Raw genomic sequence first — 14706 nt, forward strand, 5'->3', positions numbered from 1 at the left:
GGGCACCGACCGTGGGGCGGGACCGGCCGGTCCCGCCCCACGGTGTGCCGCGGCGCGTGTCGTACGGACCCTGTCGTACGGCGCGCGTCGTACGACAGGCTCCGGGGCTCAGGCCTCGCGGCGCCCGTTCACCCGGCGGGGCAGCCCCAGCGGGTTCTCGTCGCGCAGCTCCGGCGGCAGCAGCGCGGCCGGGGCGTCCTGGTAGGTGACCGGCCGCAGCCAGCGCTCGATGGCGGTGCCGCCGACCGAGGTGGAGGTGGAGGTGGTCGCCGGGTAGGGGCCGCCGTGGTGCTGGGCCGGGGCGACGGCGACGCCGGTCGGCCAGCCGTTGACCAGGACGCGGCCCGCGAGCGGGGTGAGCTCGGCGAGCAGCTCGCCGGCCCGGCCCTCGGTGCCCGCGCCCTCGGCCTCGGAGAGGTGGACGGTGGCGGTGAGGTTGCCCGGCAGCCGCCCGAGCACGGACTTGATGTCCTCGTCGCTCTCGTAGCGGGCGAGCACGGTCACCGGGCCGAAGCACTCCTCGAGCAGCACGTCGTGCGGCCCCTCCTCGGCGAGCAGCCGGGCGGGGACGGTGAGGAAGCCGGCACTGACGGTGTGCTCGCCGCCGGAGCCGGGGGTGACCGGGGCGTCCACCTCGGGGAGTTCGGCCCGCTCCTTGACACCGGCGACGAAGTTGTCGCGCATGCGGTGGTCGAGCAGCACGCCGGCCTCGCTGTTGCTGACCGCCTCGGTGAGGGACTTCACCAGGCGGTCGCCCGCCTCGCCCGCGGGCGCCAGGACGAAGCCGGGCTTGGTGCAGAACTGGCCCATGCCCAGGGTCATCGACCCGCCGAGACCCGAGCCGATCTGCTCGGCGCGCTCGGCGGCCGCGGCCTCGGTGACCACGACCGGGTTGAGGCTGCCCAGCTCGCCGTGGAAGGGGATCGGCACCGGCCGGGCGGCCGCGGCGTCGAACAGGGCGCGGCCGCCCCGGATCGAGCCGGTGAAGCCGGCGGCGGCCACCAGCGGGTGCTTGACCAGCTCGACGCCGGCCTGGAAGCCGTGGACCACCGAGATCACGTCGGCGGGCAGCCCGGACTCCTCGGCGGCGCGGCGCAGCACGGAGGCGGCCACCTCGGAGGTGGCGGGGTGGTCGGGGTGCGCCTTGACGACGACCGGGCAGCCGGCGGCGAGCGCGCTGGCGGTGTCGCCGCCGGGCACGGAGAAGGCGAGCGGGAAGTTGCTCGCGGAGTAGACGGCGACGACGCCGAGCGGCACCTTGTAGCGGCGCAGGTCGGGCCAGGGCGGGGTCTGGGTGGCGTCGGCGTGGTCCACGCGTACGTCGAGGAAGGCGCCCTCGTCCACGATGTCGGCGAAGGCCCGCAGCTGGTAGGTGGTGCGGGCGAGCTCGCCGGTGAGCCGGACGGGGCCCAGGGCGGTCTCGGCGTCGGCCGCCTCGACGATCCGGTCCTTCGCCTCGTCGAGCCGGTCGGCGGCGGTGCGCAGGAAGGCGGCGCGCACCGTCCGGTCGGCCAGGGATTCGCGCGCCGCGTGGGCCGCCCGCACCACGCGGTCGATCTCCTCGGCGGTGGCTTCGACCGCGACCTGCTCGCGCTGCTTCCCGGTTCGGGGGTCGACGCTCCACACTGGTGCTGACACCGGGGATTCCTCCTGCTGAGTTGGCGCTGCTTGCGTCCCGCACCTCGGCTGTTGTTCGATATGCTGAACGCTGTCCCTGATGGTGAATTCTGTCGGGACTCTATGGCTGTTCGAACAAAGGGGTCAAGGCGATGTCAACTGCCGAGACGGGTGGGGCCCAGGTCAAATCGGCGGTCCGCACGGTCGAGCTGCTGGAATTCTTCGCCGGCCGGCCCGGCATGCACAGCCTGGCCGCCGTCCAGGAGGCCGTGGGCTATCCCAAGTCCTCTCTCTACATGCTGCTGCGCACCCTGGTGGAGCTCGGCTGGGTGGAGACCGACGCGACCGGCACCCGCTACGGCATCGGGGTGCGCGCCCTGCTGGTGGGCACCTCCTACATCGACGGCGACGAGGTCGTGGCCGCCGCCCGGCCCACCCTGGACCGGCTCTCGGACGACACCACCGAGACCATCCACCTCGCCCGCCTCGACGGCACCAACGTGGTCTACCTCGCCACCCGGCAGTCCCAGCACTATCTGCGCCCCTTCACCCGCGTCGGCCGCAGGCTGCCGGCCCACTCCACCTCGCTGGGCAAGGCCCTGCTGGCCACCTACCCCGACGAGCAGGTGCGCAAGATGCTGCCGGAGACCCTCGGCGCGCTCACCGAGCACACCATCACCGACCGCGAGAAGCTCATCGAGGAGCTGCACGTCATCCGCGAGCAGGGCTACGCGGTGGACCGCGAGGAGAACACGCTGGGGCTGCGCTGCTTCGGCGTCGCGATCCCCTACCGCACGCCCTCGCGGGACGCGATCAGCTGCTCGGTGCCGGTGGCCCGGCTCACCCCCACCCATGAGCAGATGATCAAGGACGCCCTCTTCGACGCCCGCGACCGCCTCACCCTCGCGACCCGCCGTCTCTGACCCGCGCCCTTGCTCCCGCGCCCCTGCCCCCTTCACCGGCCGGAGCGGCTCCCCCGCGCGGCGCGGGCCACCACCGGGCTGATGAACGTGACTTACTCTGTCCAGGTGATCGTCGGGTTGCTCGTTCTGGTGGCCGGTGCCTGCTTCTTCGGCGAGCGCGCCGCGCCGTGCCGGGTGATGTGATCCCGGTGCGGTGGCGGCGGGCCCGACTGCGCTGGGTGCACCTGGTGCTCGGCGGGGCGCTGCTGATGCCGTACTACCTGCTGACCGGCGCCGTCCTGGTGGCGGTCGTGCCGGGCGCCCGGCCCCTCGAGTCGCTGTGGTGGCAGCTCGCCACGTACGCCGTGGCCGTGCCGCTGGCCGTGCCGACCGCGCTCTTCCCGCTCGTACGCCCCCTGGAGGCCACCGCGGCCCGCTCGCTGTGCGGGCTCCCCGCCTCCGCCGAACTCGGGCCCGGACCCGCCACCTCCTGGGACGCGCGCAGCCGCACGGCCGTGTGGTACGGGCTGCACCTGGCGCTCGGCGGCCTGGTCAGCGGGATGACTCTCGCCCTGCCGCCCGCCGCGGCGCTGCTGGTCGCGCTGCCGTTCACCGACGGTTCGTACGCCAGGGGCCTGGGCTGGCCGGCCCTCTTCGACGGCGCCCGCGCGCTCGCCCCCGCCGCCGGCGTCCTGCTGCTGGCGGCCCTGGCAGCGGTGGCCGCGGGCGCCGGGGCGCTGCTGGCCCGCTGCGCGCCCGCGCTGCTCGGACCCACACCCGCCGACCGGCTCGCGGCCGCGGAGGAGCGGGCCGCCCGCCTCGCCTCCCGCAACCGGCTGGCCCGCGAGCTGCACGACTCGGTCGGGCACGCGCTGAGCGCGGTGACCTTGCAGGCGAGCGCGGCGCGCAAGGTCCTGGACACGGATCCGGAGTTCGCCCGGCAGGCGCTGGCCGCCATCGAGGAGGCCACGCGCGGGGCGGTCGGGGAACTCGACAGCGTGCTCGGCCTGTTGCGGGAGGGCGAGGAAGCGGCGGCCGGCGGGGGCCGCCCCGCCCCGGCCCCCACCCTCGCCGATCTGGACGGGCTGCTGGCCCGGACCCGGGCGGCGGGCGTCGCCGTCCACCTGACGGCCTCGGGCCCGCTGGACCGGCTGCCGCCCGTGGTGTCCCGCGAGGCGTACCGCATCGTGCAGGAGGGGCTCAGCAACGTGCTGCGCCACGCGGGCCGGGTGCCGGTACATCTGCTGATCACCGAACGCATCGACGGAGAAGACGAGTTGGAGATCGTGATGGACAACCCGGTGAGCGGGGCCGCGCGGTGGCGTCGCACCGGCGGCGGCCGCGGCCTGCGCGGGATCGCCGAGCGCGCGGCGCTGCTGCGCGGAAGCTGCGCCTGGGGCCCGGCCGGTGACCGGTGGCGGCTGACGGTCCGGCTCCCCCTGGGGACGGCCCGGTGAGCGCGCCGGCTCCCGTCCCGGCGTCGCCTCCCCTGCGCGTGGTGATCGCCGACGACGAGCGGATGGTGCGCACCGCGCTGCGCGCCATCCTGACCGCCGAGCCGGACCTGGAGGTCGTCGGCGAGGCGGGCACCGGAGCCGAGGCCGTCCCGCTGGTGCGCGAGCTGCGCCCGGACATCGTGCTGATGGACGTCCGCATGCCCGAGATCGACGGCATCCGCGCCACCGAGCAGATCCTGGCCACCCTGCCCCAGCCGCCGCGCGTGATCGTCGTGACGACCTTCGAGAACGACAGCCATGTGTACGACGCGCTGCGCGCGGGGGCCAGCGGCTTCCTGCTCAAGCGGGCCGGGGCGGACGAACTGGTGCAGGCGGTGCGGCTGGTGGCGCGCAGCGACTCGCTGCTGTTCCCCGCCGCGGTACGGGCGCTCGCCGCGGCCCACGCGGACGGGAGGCGACAGGCCGCCTCGGCGCGGGCGCTGCGCGGCCGGCTCTCGGAGCGTGAGGCGGAGGTGCTGCGGCTGATGGCCGCGGGGCTGTCCAACGCGGAGATCGCCGGGCGGCTCACGGTGGGCGCCGCCACGGTCAAGACCCATGTGGCCGCGGTGCTCGCCAAGCTCGGCGTGCGCGACCGCACCCAGGCGGTCATCGCGGCATACGAGTGCGGTTTCGTCACGCCGGGCTGACACACGGGCGCGTCGGTGGTCTGCTGTGAGCGGTCGAGTGAAAGGTGGGACGCATGGAGTACGCGCGCCTGGGGCGGTCCGGCATCAAGGTCTCGCGGATCTGCCTGGGGATGATGAGCTACGGCGACCCCGAGCACCGGAAGTGGCAGTTGGACATCGACGCCGCCCGGCCCATCGTGCGGCGGGCGGTCGAAGGCGGCGTGACGTTCTTCGACACCGCCGACATGTACTCCAAGGGCCGGAGCGAGGAGATCACGGGCGAGCTGCTGCGGGAGTTCTTCCCCAGCCGTGACGACTACGTCCTGGCCACCAAGGTGTACTCGCCGATGGGGCCGGGCCCCAACGACCGCGGGCTGTCCCGGAAGCACATCATGGCGGGCATCGACGCCTCGCTGCGGCGGCTGGGCACCGACCACGTGGACCTCTACCAGATCCACCGGTGGGACCCGGAGACGCCCGTCGAGGAGACCATGGAGGCGTTGCACGACGTGGTGCGGGCGGGCAAGGCCCGCTACATCGGCGCGTCGTCCATGTTCGCCTGGCAGTTGGCCAAGGCGCAGTACACGGCCGCGGCGGCGGGCTGGACCCGGTTCGTGTCGATGCAGAACCACTACAACCTGCTGTACCGGGAGGAGGAGCGGGAGATGAACCCGTTCTGCCTGGACCAGGGGGTGGGGGTGATCCCCTGGAGCCCGCTGGCCCGCGGGCTGCTGACCGGCACCCGCGACCGCAACCGCACCGGGCGGACGGCCAGGGCGAGCGACGACCCGCTGGTGGAGACCTGGTACGGCGAGGCCGAGTTCGACATCGTGGACGCCACCCGCGCCGTGGCCGAGGAGCGCGGGCTGCCCCCCGCGCGGATCGCGCTCGCGTGGCTGCTCGGCAAGCCCGCGGTGACCGCGCCGATCGTGGGCGCGACCAAGGTCGGCCATGTGGAGGACGCGGTCGCCGCGGTCGAGGTGGCCCTCGACGAGGAGGAAGTGGCCCGCCTGGAGGCGCCCTACCGCCCGCGCCCCATCATGGGTCACCACTGACGGGACGCTGGCACGCGCGGTGCGCGCCCGGAGGACGGGCCCGGCGTCACTCCATCGTCGAGCCGACCTCGGAGCCGTCGGCCACGACCAGGAAGCTGGTCACGGGCAGTGAGCCGTCCTGCCGCCGGGCGCCGCGGGCCGTGACGGGGTCGGTGGTGACGAAGGGCGGGGTGGCCGCGCCGGGGTTCCAGCCGCTGCTCCGGCCCGGGGTCCAGTGGCTGCCCCGGGAGACGGCCGTGGCCCCCGCGTCGGCCTTGGCCCGGCCGTTGGAGACGGCGAGGTTGCGCTCCAGCCGGGCGCGGGCGCCGGGGAAGGAGTAGCCCGCGGCCTGGTTGCCGTACGCCGTGGTGCGCCGGACCCGGATCGCGCCGGTGTTGCCCAGCGCCGCGAAGCCGTACTGGGTGTTGCCCCAGGCGGCGGAGTTCCGTACGACATGGGCGGGCGACGGGGTCGGGGCGTCGCCGCCGAGCTGGAATCCGCTGCCGTCGCCCCGGAAGTGGGGGATGTGCCAGCGGTTCTCGCCGTTCCCGAAGGACCAGGTGTGCTCGATGGTGACCGGGCCGGCCCATCTCCACAGGTCCACGCCGTCGTCGCTGTTGTTGAACGCCCGGACCCCGGTGATCAGGTTGCCCCGGCCGGAGCCGTGGGTGATGGCTATGCCGTCCGCCTGCTTGCCGCCGGTGGCGTCGTCGTGGTTGTCGTACGAGTCCAGGTTGCGGATCACGTTGTGGTCGCTGCCGCTGCCGCGCAGGGTGAGTCCGGTGTCGCCGTTGCCGTGGGTGGAGAGGTTGGTGAAGACGGTGCCCGCGCAGGAGGTGCAGACCAGGCCGCCGCCGGGGGCGTTGCGGAACTCGATGCCGGTGACGGTCCAGTTGTCGGCGCTGAGCGCGAGCAGCGCGGAGCCGGGCCTGAGCCGCGAGCCGTCGACCCGGACCTGCTCGGCGCGGTACGGCCGCAGCTCGACGCGGTCGCGGGCGGTGCCGTCCACCGAGCTGTGGAGGGTCCGGGCGGGGTAGTAGGTGCCGCCGCGCACCTCGATGACCGTGCCCGCCTTCGCGACCGAGAAGGCCTTCTCCAGCGTGCGGAAGGGGGATTCGAGGGTGCCCGCGTCCCGGTCGTCGCCCCGGGGCGAGACGTACACGCTCGACGCCACCGCGCTCGCGCCCTCGGGCGCGGCCGTCAGATAGACCCCTGCCACCGCCGACGCCACGATGACGGCGCTGCCCAGCGGCAGCGTGCGGTCCTTACGGCGGCGGTGGCGACCGCGCTTGCGCCTCAGCCCCATGGCAACTCCTGTTCCGCGTCCAGGGAATGGGCCGGGGGATCCTGGTCCGACCCATTCCAAGCCGTAGTTGCCGCCAACCTCAGCTTAGGTTGCCGCGCACTCGCGAATTCTTAGATTACGAAATCGGGATGGCCGCAGGAGGGCCCGGGTCAAACCTTGATCATTTCGTGGCCGGAGAGGCCTCCTCACCGGTCGAAGGCGGTCAGACTGCGCATGGGACGGCTCACGCGGCCAGACTGCGCATGGGACGGCTCACGCCGGACCGTAGGGCGGCACGGACAGAATCCGGATGCGATAGCCTCAGGCAACTAGTTCTCCGATCGAGGCCACGGGAGGCCCGAGATGCAGCCGCGCAGCCCCAGCCGCACCGCCCGGCGGGTCGCCGCGCTCCGCGCGGCCCACCAGACACTGGACCACGGCCGCCTGTTCCGTGATCCGCTGGCCGTCCGCCTGCTCGACGCGGACGCCGAGGAACTGCTCGGCGAACCGGACCATGGCCCCACCGCGCCCGAGCGTCGGGCCTTCCGGCTGTTCATCGCCGCCCGCTCGCGCTTCGCCGAGGACCATCTGGCCGCCGCCGTGGCGCGCGGTGTGCGCCAACTCGTGGTGCTGGGCGCCGGGCTGGACACCTTCGCCTACCGCAATCCGCACGAGGCGGCCGGTCTCGCGGTCTTCGAGGTGGACCACCCGGCCACCCAGCAGTGGAAGCGCGAACGCCTGTCCCGCGCCGGCATCCCGCTGCCCCCGTCGCTGACCTTCGCGCCGGTCGACTTCGAACGGGAGAGCCTGGGCGACGGCCTGGCGGCGGCCGGATTCGACCCCGCGCGACCGGCGTTCTTCAGCTGGCTGGGCGTGGTGCCGTATCTGACCCGCGACGCGGTGTTCGGCACGCTCGGATACCTCGCCGGCCTGCCCGGCGGCGCGGAGGCGGTCTTCGACTACAGCGAGCCGCCGAGCGCCATGACGCCGCGCGCCCGCGCCGCCCACCGCGCCCGCGCGGCGCGCGTTGCCGCGGTCGGCGAGCCCTTCCTGAGCTACTTCGCGCCCGAGGAACTGGCGGCGGACCTGCGGCGGGTGGGCTTCGCCGCGCTGGAGGACGTGGACGCGCTCCGGCTGCTGGCCCGTTACACCGGCGAGCGCGCCGACGAGCACACCGGCGGCGCCCCGGACGGGCGCCCACGCCGCTCGACGGCCCACGTCCTGCGCGCCGCGACCCGCCCCCGATCCCGGTGACGCGAGGAGGGGAGGCCGGGCGGGGCCAGGTGACGCCCGGCCTCCCCGCTTGGGGGGTGGCGGTCTGGAGCGGTGGACTGCACTCACTCTGACGAGGCCGGCCTCCCCGCTTGGGGGGTGGCGGTTCCTCAGAGGCGGCCCGCGCCCGCGCGCCGGTCCACGACGCCGGGCACCGCGCCCGGCGCGTCGACGCGGGTGCGCAGCGTGGGCGTCCAGCCCGCGTCGTCGCCCAGCTGCTCGCCGGGGACGCCCGCGTTGTGGGCGGCGAGGAGGTCGAGCGGCTTGCCGCCGACGTAGTTGTTCTTCTCGGTCAGCGCCGTGCCCTTCCACTTCTTGATGACCTTGGCCGGGTCGGCCGAGCCGGGCAGGGTGAAGGCGTTGGCCTCGGCGTACAGCTGGGACTCGACGCCGACGCCCCAGCTGTAGGAGTAGCCGTCGGCGGGGGCGATGTAGTGGTTGTCGTAGACGTCGACCTTGCCGAAGCGGACGCGCGGGGCGCGCTCGACGATGTTCTCGAAGACGTTGTGGTGGAGGGTGACGCGGAGCTTGCCCCGGTCGGTGGCGCCCGCGCTGTCGCTGTTGCCGATCATCAGCGTCTTGTCGTGGTCGGCGAAGACGTTCCAGGAGGCGGTGACGAGGTCGGCGCCGCGCACCACGTCCAGTTCGCCGTCGTGCTGCTGGTAGAGCTGCCCGTAGTAGCGGGGCTGCGCGCTGTCGGGGCGGCGGCCGTCGGTGAAGGTGTTGTGGTCGACCCAGACGTGGGTGGAGCCGTACACGACGAGGTTGTCGTACTCGGAGTTCCAGGCGCCGTCCACGCCGTCGGTCGGGTCCCACGCCGGGAAGCAGTCGAAGGCGTCCTCGAAGGTGAGGTTGCGGACGATGACGTTGTCCGCGCCGGTGACCTGGAGGCTCGCGCCCAGCAGCCGGGCGTCCCGGCCGACGCCGACGATGGTGGTGCGGGAGGGCACGGCCAGCTTGACGCGCTTCGCCTGCTTCGCGGCCGAGGCGGCGCGGGCGTCCTCCAGCGGCCCCGACGGCTGGGCGTCGCCCCAGGTGGCCGGGTCGTAGGCGGCGAGGTAGGCGTCCAGGGTGTAGCCGTCGGTGGCGTAGTCGGCGCAGGACAGGGGCTTGCCGGAGTCGTCGGTGTTGGCGTCGATGGTGCCCTTGACGTAGATGGTCCTGGGGCTGCCGTCGGCGCCGTCCAGGGCCTTGGCGAGCTGGGCCCGGTTGGTGACGGTGAAGGTGTGGGCCCTGTCGGCCCCGGCGCCGCCGGTGGTGCCGCCGTCGGCGGAGGCCCAGCCGTCGCCCGCCGGGAGGGTGCCCCGTAGGTGCGCGGAGGGGGCCGCGGTGGCGGGGGCGGCGGCGAGCGCCAGGGAGGCGCAGCAGAGCACCGAGACGAGCGAGGCGACGCGGGCATGACATCCGAGTGTGCGCATGTTCCGGCTCCTTGCGGACGTGGGAGGGACGGGTGGGGCTGGGGCGTGGGGCGGCCGCCGGCGCGGCGGCCGCCCCACGGCGCGATCGCGCGTCAGTTGTGCTTCTTCCAGTCCGCCTGGGCCTTGTTGAGCTCGTCCGCGACCTTGTCGCAGAACTCCTTGGCGGTCATCTTGCCGAGCAGCACCTTCTGGAAGTTGGGCTCGTTGTCCGCCTTGCTGATGGTGTTCCAGTCCGGCAGGTAGTACGGCAGCTGCACCACCTTGGTCCGCGGGTCGCTGAGCGACTCCAGCGCCGCCTTGGTCGGCGGGGCCTGCTTGATCCAGGCGTCGTCCGCGGCGTCCACGTTGGCCGGGATGGCGCCGACGTCCTGGTTCCAGAGGCTGTTCATCTCCGCGGAGGCGGCGAACTCGATGAACGTCCAGGCCGCCGCCTTGTTCTCGCTCGCCTTGAACAGGCCGAGGCCGTCGACCGGGTTGGAGACGATGGTGCGCGGCTGTCCGTCGGCGGACGGCGGCATCGGCACGCCCGCGATCTTGTCCTTGCCGAACGCCTTCAGATGGTCGGTGTAGCTGCCCAGGTTGTGCTGGAGCATCCCGATGTCGCCCTGGTCGAACTGGGCCACCATCTTGGTGAAGTCGTTGTTCAGGTCGGCGGCCGGGGTGACCTTCTTGTAGAGGCCGACGTACTTCTCGAGCGCGGCCACGTTCCTGGGGTCGTTGAGGGTGGTCCTGTCGCCGTCCCAGAAGGTGGTGATGCCGGACTGGGCGTACATCATCTCCATCGCCTGGGCGATGGACCCGGCCCCGCCGCGCAGGGTGAAGCCGAACTCGTTCCCGCCCTTGTCGGTCAGCTCCTCGGCGGCCTGGTAGAAGTTGTCCCAGCTGGTCGGCGCGTCCAGGCCCTTGGCCTGGAACAGGTCGGTGCGGTACCACAGGGTTCCCTGGTTGGCGGAGGTCGGGACGGAGAACATCTCCTTGTCGTCGCCGCCGGCCGACCGGACGCTGTCCACCATGTTCTTGACCAGCTTGCCCTTGAGGGGGCTGTCCTGGATGCGGTCGGTGACCGGCTCCAGGGCGTCCTGGGCGACGAGGTTGGCCAGGTACGCGGTGCCCACGCCGCCCACGTCGGGCAGGCTGTCGCCACCGGCCTGGATGGCCGTGTCGTACTTCGACTGGACGTCGGCGATCGGGATCGGCACGTACTCGACCTCGATGTCCGGGTGCTTCTTCTCGAACTTGGCGATGATCTGCTTCCAGATCGCGGTGCGCGGGCCGCCGTTGTTGTCCCAGAAGACGATCTTGCCCTTGCCGGACCCTTCCGACCCGGAGTTCGACCCGTCGTCCCCGCACGCGGTGGCGGACAGGGCGAGGGCGAGCGTCACGGCCACGGCCGCGGCGCCGCGTACGGCCTTGCCGCCCTTGCGGGACATCGCTGGTATCGCATGTGTTCTCATCGTGCGCATCTCCTAGTGAACCGTGCGGAAATCCGTCAACTCGGCGTGCCCGGGCGGGCCCTGCCCCTCGGGGGCCGTGGCGAAGAGGCCCAGGAGCGCGCCGACCCAGCGCCATGGCGCGGCGGCGAAGACGGGGCCCGAGGGCTGCCGGCCGTCGCCGGTGTCGGCGAGGAAGCGGCAGCGGGCGCCCCGGGCGACCTCGATCCGGAGCCGGGCCCGCCCGCCGGGTGCCTCGCGCGGGTGCTCGGCGTCGCGCTCCCGTTCGGTGGCGACGTCGGCGAAGCGGTGGACGAGGCGGGTGCCGTCCGCCGTCCGCTCCAGGCCGATCCAGCCGAACGCGTCGCCGAGGACGGCCAGTCCGGCCTTGGCGCCCGGCACCTCGCTGTGCAGGGACAGCCCGACCGTCACCGTGAACTCCTCGGCGGGCAGCCGCTGCACCAGCACATTGGGCAACCGCCGCAGGTCGTGGGCGTCGGCGGTGCGGCGGCAGGTCAGCCGCAGCCCGTCGCCCCCGTGGGTGGTGGTCCAGCCCGGGGCGGGGTTGGCGGCCCACGACCACTGGCGGCCGAACCGCCCGCCGGGGAAGCCGTCGTCCGTCGCCGGGGCCTCGGGGGGCTGCGGCTCCGCCTTGGGCTTGCGGTACGAGGCGACGGGCTCGCCCCGGTCGCCCAGGACGGGCCAGCCGTCCTCGGCCCACTCCATGGGTTGCAGATGCACCACGCGCCCGTACGCGCCCCGCTGCTGGAAGTGGAGGAACCAGTCCTCGCCCGCCGGGGTGTCCACCCACCCGCCCTGGTGCGGGCCGTTGACGTCGGTACCGCCCTGAGCCAGCACGATCCGGTGTTCGTACGGGCCGAAGAAGTCCCGCGAGCGCAGCGCCCCCTGCCAGCCGGTCTCCACTCCCCCGGCCGGGGCGAGGATCCAGTACCAGCCGTCCCGCCGGTAGAGCTTGGGCCCCTCCAGGGTGAACCAGCCGGGGATGGTGTCCGCGTCGACGATCAGCCGGCCCTCGTCCAGCAGGGCCGTGCCGTCGGGGCTCATCCGGTGGCCGGTGAGCCGGTTCTTGACCCCGGCGCGGGACTTGGCCCAGGCGTGGACCAGGTAGGCCGAGCCGTCCTCGTCCCACAGCGGGCAGGGGTCGATCAGGCCCTTGCCCGCCTTGAGCAGGTGCGGCCTGGTCCACGGGCCGCGCGGGTCGGCGGCGTTGACCTGGTACACGCCGGTGTCGGGGTCGCCCCAGAAGATCCAGAAGCGGCCGTCGTGGTGGCGGATGCTGGGCGCCCACACCCCGCAGTCGTGGCGGGGGGCGGCGAAGGCCTCCTCGGGTTCGAGGCGTTCCAGGGCGTGCCCGATCAGCCGCCAGTTGACCAGGTCGCGGGAGTGGAGGAGGGGCAGCCCGGGGGCGCGGCCGAAGCTGGAGGCGGTGAGGTAGTAGTCGTCGCCGACCCGGATCACGTCGGGGTCGGACCAGTCGGCGTTCAGCACGGGGTTGCGGTAGGTGCCGTCGCCCCGGTCGGCCCGCCACACCGGCCCGCTCGCGGCCGGGCTCATACGGTCGCCCCCTTGTCGGACAGCTGCGCCCCGATACGGGCCGCCGCCTCGCGGTCGAGGCGGCCGTCGGCGACCGCGGTGACGATGCGCCGGGTGACGGTGTCGGCGGGGGCGATGGCCAGCCGCCGGTCCCAGGCGAGGGCCGAGCCGACGCCGGGGTAGTCGCCGGTGCGGACGAACCAGGGGTCGGCCCGGGTCTCGCCCGTGGCGCCGGCGAACACCAGCGTCCAGTCCTCGGCCGCGAGCGCCAGCCAGTCGGCGGCCCGGCCGTGCACGGCGGCCTCGCCCTCGCCGTCGGCGCTGAAGACCCGCGGCGGCTCGGGGCAGCGCGGCGCGCGCCAGAAGAAGCCGCCGTAGCCCGCGCCGGGGCGGCCGCCCGTGGCCGGGCTGCCGAGGGTGACGGTCTCCCCCGTCACATTGGTGAGCGCGGTGGTGAAGTCGAGCGCCCAGCAGCCGTCGGCGCCGTGGGAGACGGTGCGCACCGCGACCGTGCGCCGCTCCAGCAGGATCTGCCGGCCGCCCGCGACCCAGGACAGCTCCTCCACGAAGCCGTCCGGGTCGCGCAGCAGCCAGCCCAGGTGGCGCTGGGAGCCGTGGTTGTCCAGCTCGGTGGGGCCCTGGCCGCGTACGTAGGTGCGGCCGCCCCAGAAGTTGCGCCCGGCCACGTCGGGGACGGCCACGCCGACGCCCAGGTGGTGCGGGTGGTCGGCGGGGCGTGACTCGGTGACGGTGATGCCCGCCAGGGTGCGTACGGGGTGCAGGTGAGGGCGGGGGGAGAGGGTGCGGGGCAGCTGCGGGCGGTGGGTGTAGGTGCCGACGGGCCGTCCGGCGCAGCGCAGCACGGTGCAGGGGGGCCGGTTGGTCAGGGAACCGTTCATGGGTGGGGGACCTCCGCGGGGGGTGCGGCCCAGGGGGCGCGCAGTTCGGAGTAGAGGGCGAGGCGTTCCGCGCCGGCGGCGACCAGGCGGTCGATGCCCGGCACGACGCGGCGCTTCGCCGAGGGCGCCGCGCCGACGCCCGGCTCGGTGCGCCAGGCGTCCGCGGGGAGCCGGACCGGGTCGGGGGCGGTGCGGATGGCTTCGACGACGCGCATGAACGCGCCGGTGCGGGGTGGGGGGACGAGCAGCTCGGTGCCGTCGCGCAGATGCGCGACCAGGTTCTCCAGGAGGTCGGTGCGGGGGTGGTCGGTGGCCTCGGGTTCGTGTCCCGGGCGCTCCAGGAGCACCCGGTCCTGCTTGTACCAGAAGGTGATCCGGCCCCGGTCGCCGTGGACCAGGACGTACGGCTCGCCGGGCCGCTCGGCGCACAGGGTGGCGGCGACGGTGACGGTGGTGGCGCGGGTGGTGCGGATCCGTACGCAGGAGGTGTCGTCTGCCTCGATGTCGTTGGCCCGGAACAGCTCCGGCTCGATGGACGCGATGTCCTCGGCGCGGTCGGCGCCGTCGATGCGCAGGGCGGTGGCGACGGCATGGGCGAGGGGGTTGGTGAGTACCCCGTCGATGACGTCGCGGCCGTCGAGCCTGCGGTGCCCGGCCCAGGCGGCGCGGGTGTAGTACGCCTCGTCGCGCGCCCAGGCCCCGGCCGCGCCGATGCCCGTGACCTGCCCGATGGCGCCCTCGGAGACGAGCTTCCCGATCGCGGTGAGGGCGTGGGAGCCGAGCGACTGGAAGCCGATCTGGCAGGCGGTGCCGCGCGCCCGCAGGCCCTCGGCCATGCGGGTGAACTCGGCGTAGGAGGGGGCGGGCGGCTTCTCCAGCAGCAGGTGGGCGCCGCGCCCGGCGGCGGCGAGGGCGAGGTCGGCGTGGGTGTGGATGGGGGTGCAGACGATGGCGATCCGCGCGCCGGTGCGGGTGATGAGGTCGGCGAGGTCGGTGGACTGCTCGGGCGTGCCGAGGCCGTCGCCCAGCTCTTCGGCGCTCAGCGGGGACAGTTCGCAGACCCCGGCGAGCCGGACCAGGCCCTGGGCGGTGAGCCGCCGGATGTTCTCCAGGTGCCAGCGGCCGTGGCCGCGGGCGCCGGCGAGGACGAGGGGTGTGGGTGTGGGTTCCATG

Annotated in this window: 12 protein-coding genes; 5 read left to right on the plus strand and 7 right to left on the minus strand. The window is 74.0% G+C overall.

All coding sequences use genetic code 11. The annotated features are described in order from the left end of the window. Positions 1-108 precede the first annotated feature (108 nt). Positions 109-1638 (minus strand): aldehyde dehydrogenase (NADP(+)), encoded by a 1530-nt coding sequence (locus ABFY07_RS15640; RefSeq protein ID WP_346175084.1) that lies wholly within the window; start codon positions 1636-1638, stop codon positions 109-111. 131 nt (positions 1639-1769) lie between these two features. Here ABFY07_RS15640 and ABFY07_RS15645 point away from each other — a divergent pair, with 131 nt between their 5' ends. The 4 genes from ABFY07_RS15645 (at position 1770) to ABFY07_RS15660 (ending at position 5696) form a co-directional block, all read left to right on the plus strand. Then, positions 1770-2540, plus strand: coding sequence for an IclR family transcriptional regulator (locus ABFY07_RS15645; protein WP_065958349.1), 771 nt, complete (start codon positions 1770-1772; stop codon positions 2538-2540). Between the two features lie 248 nt (positions 2541-2788). Then, on the plus strand, positions 2789-3976 hold the full coding sequence (locus ABFY07_RS15650; protein WP_346175235.1) for a sensor histidine kinase: 1188 nt from the start codon (positions 2789-2791) through the stop codon (positions 3974-3976). Beyond that, on the plus strand, positions 3973-4662 hold the full coding sequence (locus ABFY07_RS15655; RefSeq protein ID WP_346175085.1) for a response regulator transcription factor: 690 nt from the start codon (positions 3973-3975) through the stop codon (positions 4660-4662). The genes ABFY07_RS15650 and ABFY07_RS15655 overlap by 4 nt, the downstream gene beginning before the upstream one ends. A gap of 53 nt (positions 4663-4715) precedes the next feature. Further along, positions 4716-5696, plus strand: coding sequence for an aldo/keto reductase (locus tag ABFY07_RS15660; protein WP_346175086.1), 981 nt, complete (start codon positions 4716-4718; stop codon positions 5694-5696). A gap of 46 nt (positions 5697-5742) precedes the next feature. Here ABFY07_RS15660 and ABFY07_RS15665 read toward each other — a convergent pair whose 3' ends face one another. Further along, positions 5743-6981, minus strand: a complete 1239-nt coding sequence (locus tag ABFY07_RS15665) for a right-handed parallel beta-helix repeat-containing protein (RefSeq protein WP_346175087.1) — start codon at positions 6979-6981, stop codon at positions 5743-5745. A gap of 342 nt (positions 6982-7323) precedes the next feature. Between ABFY07_RS15665 and ABFY07_RS15670 the strand changes: the two genes are divergently transcribed. After that, positions 7324-8214 carry a class I SAM-dependent methyltransferase gene (locus tag ABFY07_RS15670; RefSeq protein ID WP_346175088.1) on the plus strand — a complete coding sequence of 297 codons (891 nt, stop codon included), beginning with the start codon at positions 7324-7326 and terminating at the stop codon, positions 8212-8214. Positions 8215-8342: 128 nt separating this feature from the next. On the opposite strand, the gene ABFY07_RS15675 is transcribed toward ABFY07_RS15670, so the two are convergent. From ABFY07_RS15675 to ABFY07_RS15695, 5 genes are all read right to left on the minus strand, one after another. Beyond that, complete coding sequence (locus ABFY07_RS15675; protein ID WP_346175089.1) at positions 8343-9650, minus strand: pectate lyase family protein; 1308 nt, start codon at positions 9648-9650, stop codon at positions 8343-8345. Between the two features lie 92 nt (positions 9651-9742). After that, positions 9743-11080: an ABC transporter substrate-binding protein gene (locus tag ABFY07_RS15680; protein ID WP_346175090.1), complete on the minus strand. Its 1338-nt coding sequence runs from the start codon at positions 11078-11080 to the stop codon at positions 9743-9745. A gap of 36 nt (positions 11081-11116) precedes the next feature. Continuing rightward, positions 11117-12655: a glycoside hydrolase family 43 protein gene (locus tag ABFY07_RS15685; protein WP_346175091.1), complete on the minus strand. Its 1539-nt coding sequence runs from the start codon at positions 12653-12655 to the stop codon at positions 11117-11119. Further along, on the minus strand, positions 12652-13533 hold the full coding sequence (locus ABFY07_RS15690) for a DUF6807 domain-containing protein (RefSeq protein ID WP_346175092.1): 882 nt from the start codon (positions 13531-13533) through the stop codon (positions 12652-12654). Before ABFY07_RS15690 ends, ABFY07_RS15685 begins: the two co-directional genes overlap by 4 nt. After that, on the minus strand, positions 13530-14705 hold the full coding sequence (locus ABFY07_RS15695; protein ID WP_346175093.1) for a Gfo/Idh/MocA family protein: 1176 nt from the start codon (positions 14703-14705) through the stop codon (positions 13530-13532). The genes ABFY07_RS15690 and ABFY07_RS15695 overlap by 4 nt, the downstream gene beginning before the upstream one ends. Between the last annotated feature and the right edge of the window lies 1 nt (position 14706).

Source organism: Streptomyces sparsogenes subsp. cuspidosporus, from assembly GCF_039532705.1.
Classification (GTDB): domain Bacteria; phylum Actinomycetota; class Actinomycetes; order Streptomycetales; family Streptomycetaceae; genus Streptomyces; species Streptomyces sparsogenes.

What these genes read in the sequence shown, in the direction of transcription:
- ABFY07_RS15645 (WP_065958349.1), top strand. Translation starts at nt 1,770, where the DNA reads ATGTCAACTGCCGAGACGGGTGGGGCCCAGGTCAAATCGGCGGTCCGC.
- ABFY07_RS15650 (WP_346175235.1), top strand. Translation starts at nt 2,789, where the DNA reads ATGCCGTACTACCTGCTGACCGGCGCCGTCCTGGTGGCGGTCGTGCCG.
- ABFY07_RS15660 (WP_346175086.1), top strand. Translation starts at nt 4,716, where the DNA reads ATGGAGTACGCGCGCCTGGGGCGGTCCGGCATCAAGGTCTCGCGGATC.
- ABFY07_RS15665 (WP_346175087.1), bottom strand. Translation starts at nt 6,981, where the DNA reads ATGGGGCTGAGGCGCAAGCGCGGTCGCCACCGCCGCCGTAAGGACCGC.
- ABFY07_RS15670 (WP_346175088.1), top strand. Translation starts at nt 7,324, where the DNA reads ATGCAGCCGCGCAGCCCCAGCCGCACCGCCCGGCGGGTCGCCGCGCTC.
- ABFY07_RS15675 (WP_346175089.1), bottom strand. Translation starts at nt 9,650, where the DNA reads ATGCGCACACTCGGATGTCATGCCCGCGTCGCCTCGCTCGTCTCGGTG.
- ABFY07_RS15680 (WP_346175090.1), bottom strand. Translation starts at nt 11,080, where the DNA reads ATGTCCCGCAAGGGCGGCAAGGCCGTACGCGGCGCCGCGGCCGTGGCC.
- ABFY07_RS15685 (WP_346175091.1), bottom strand. Translation starts at nt 12,655, where the DNA reads ATGAGCCCGGCCGCGAGCGGGCCGGTGTGGCGGGCCGACCGGGGCGAC.
- ABFY07_RS15690 (WP_346175092.1), bottom strand. Translation starts at nt 13,533, where the DNA reads ATGAACGGTTCCCTGACCAACCGGCCCCCCTGCACCGTGCTGCGCTGC.
- ABFY07_RS15695 (WP_346175093.1), bottom strand. Translation starts at nt 14,705, where the DNA reads ATGGAACCCACACCCACACCCCTCGTCCTCGCCGGCGCCCGCGGCCAC.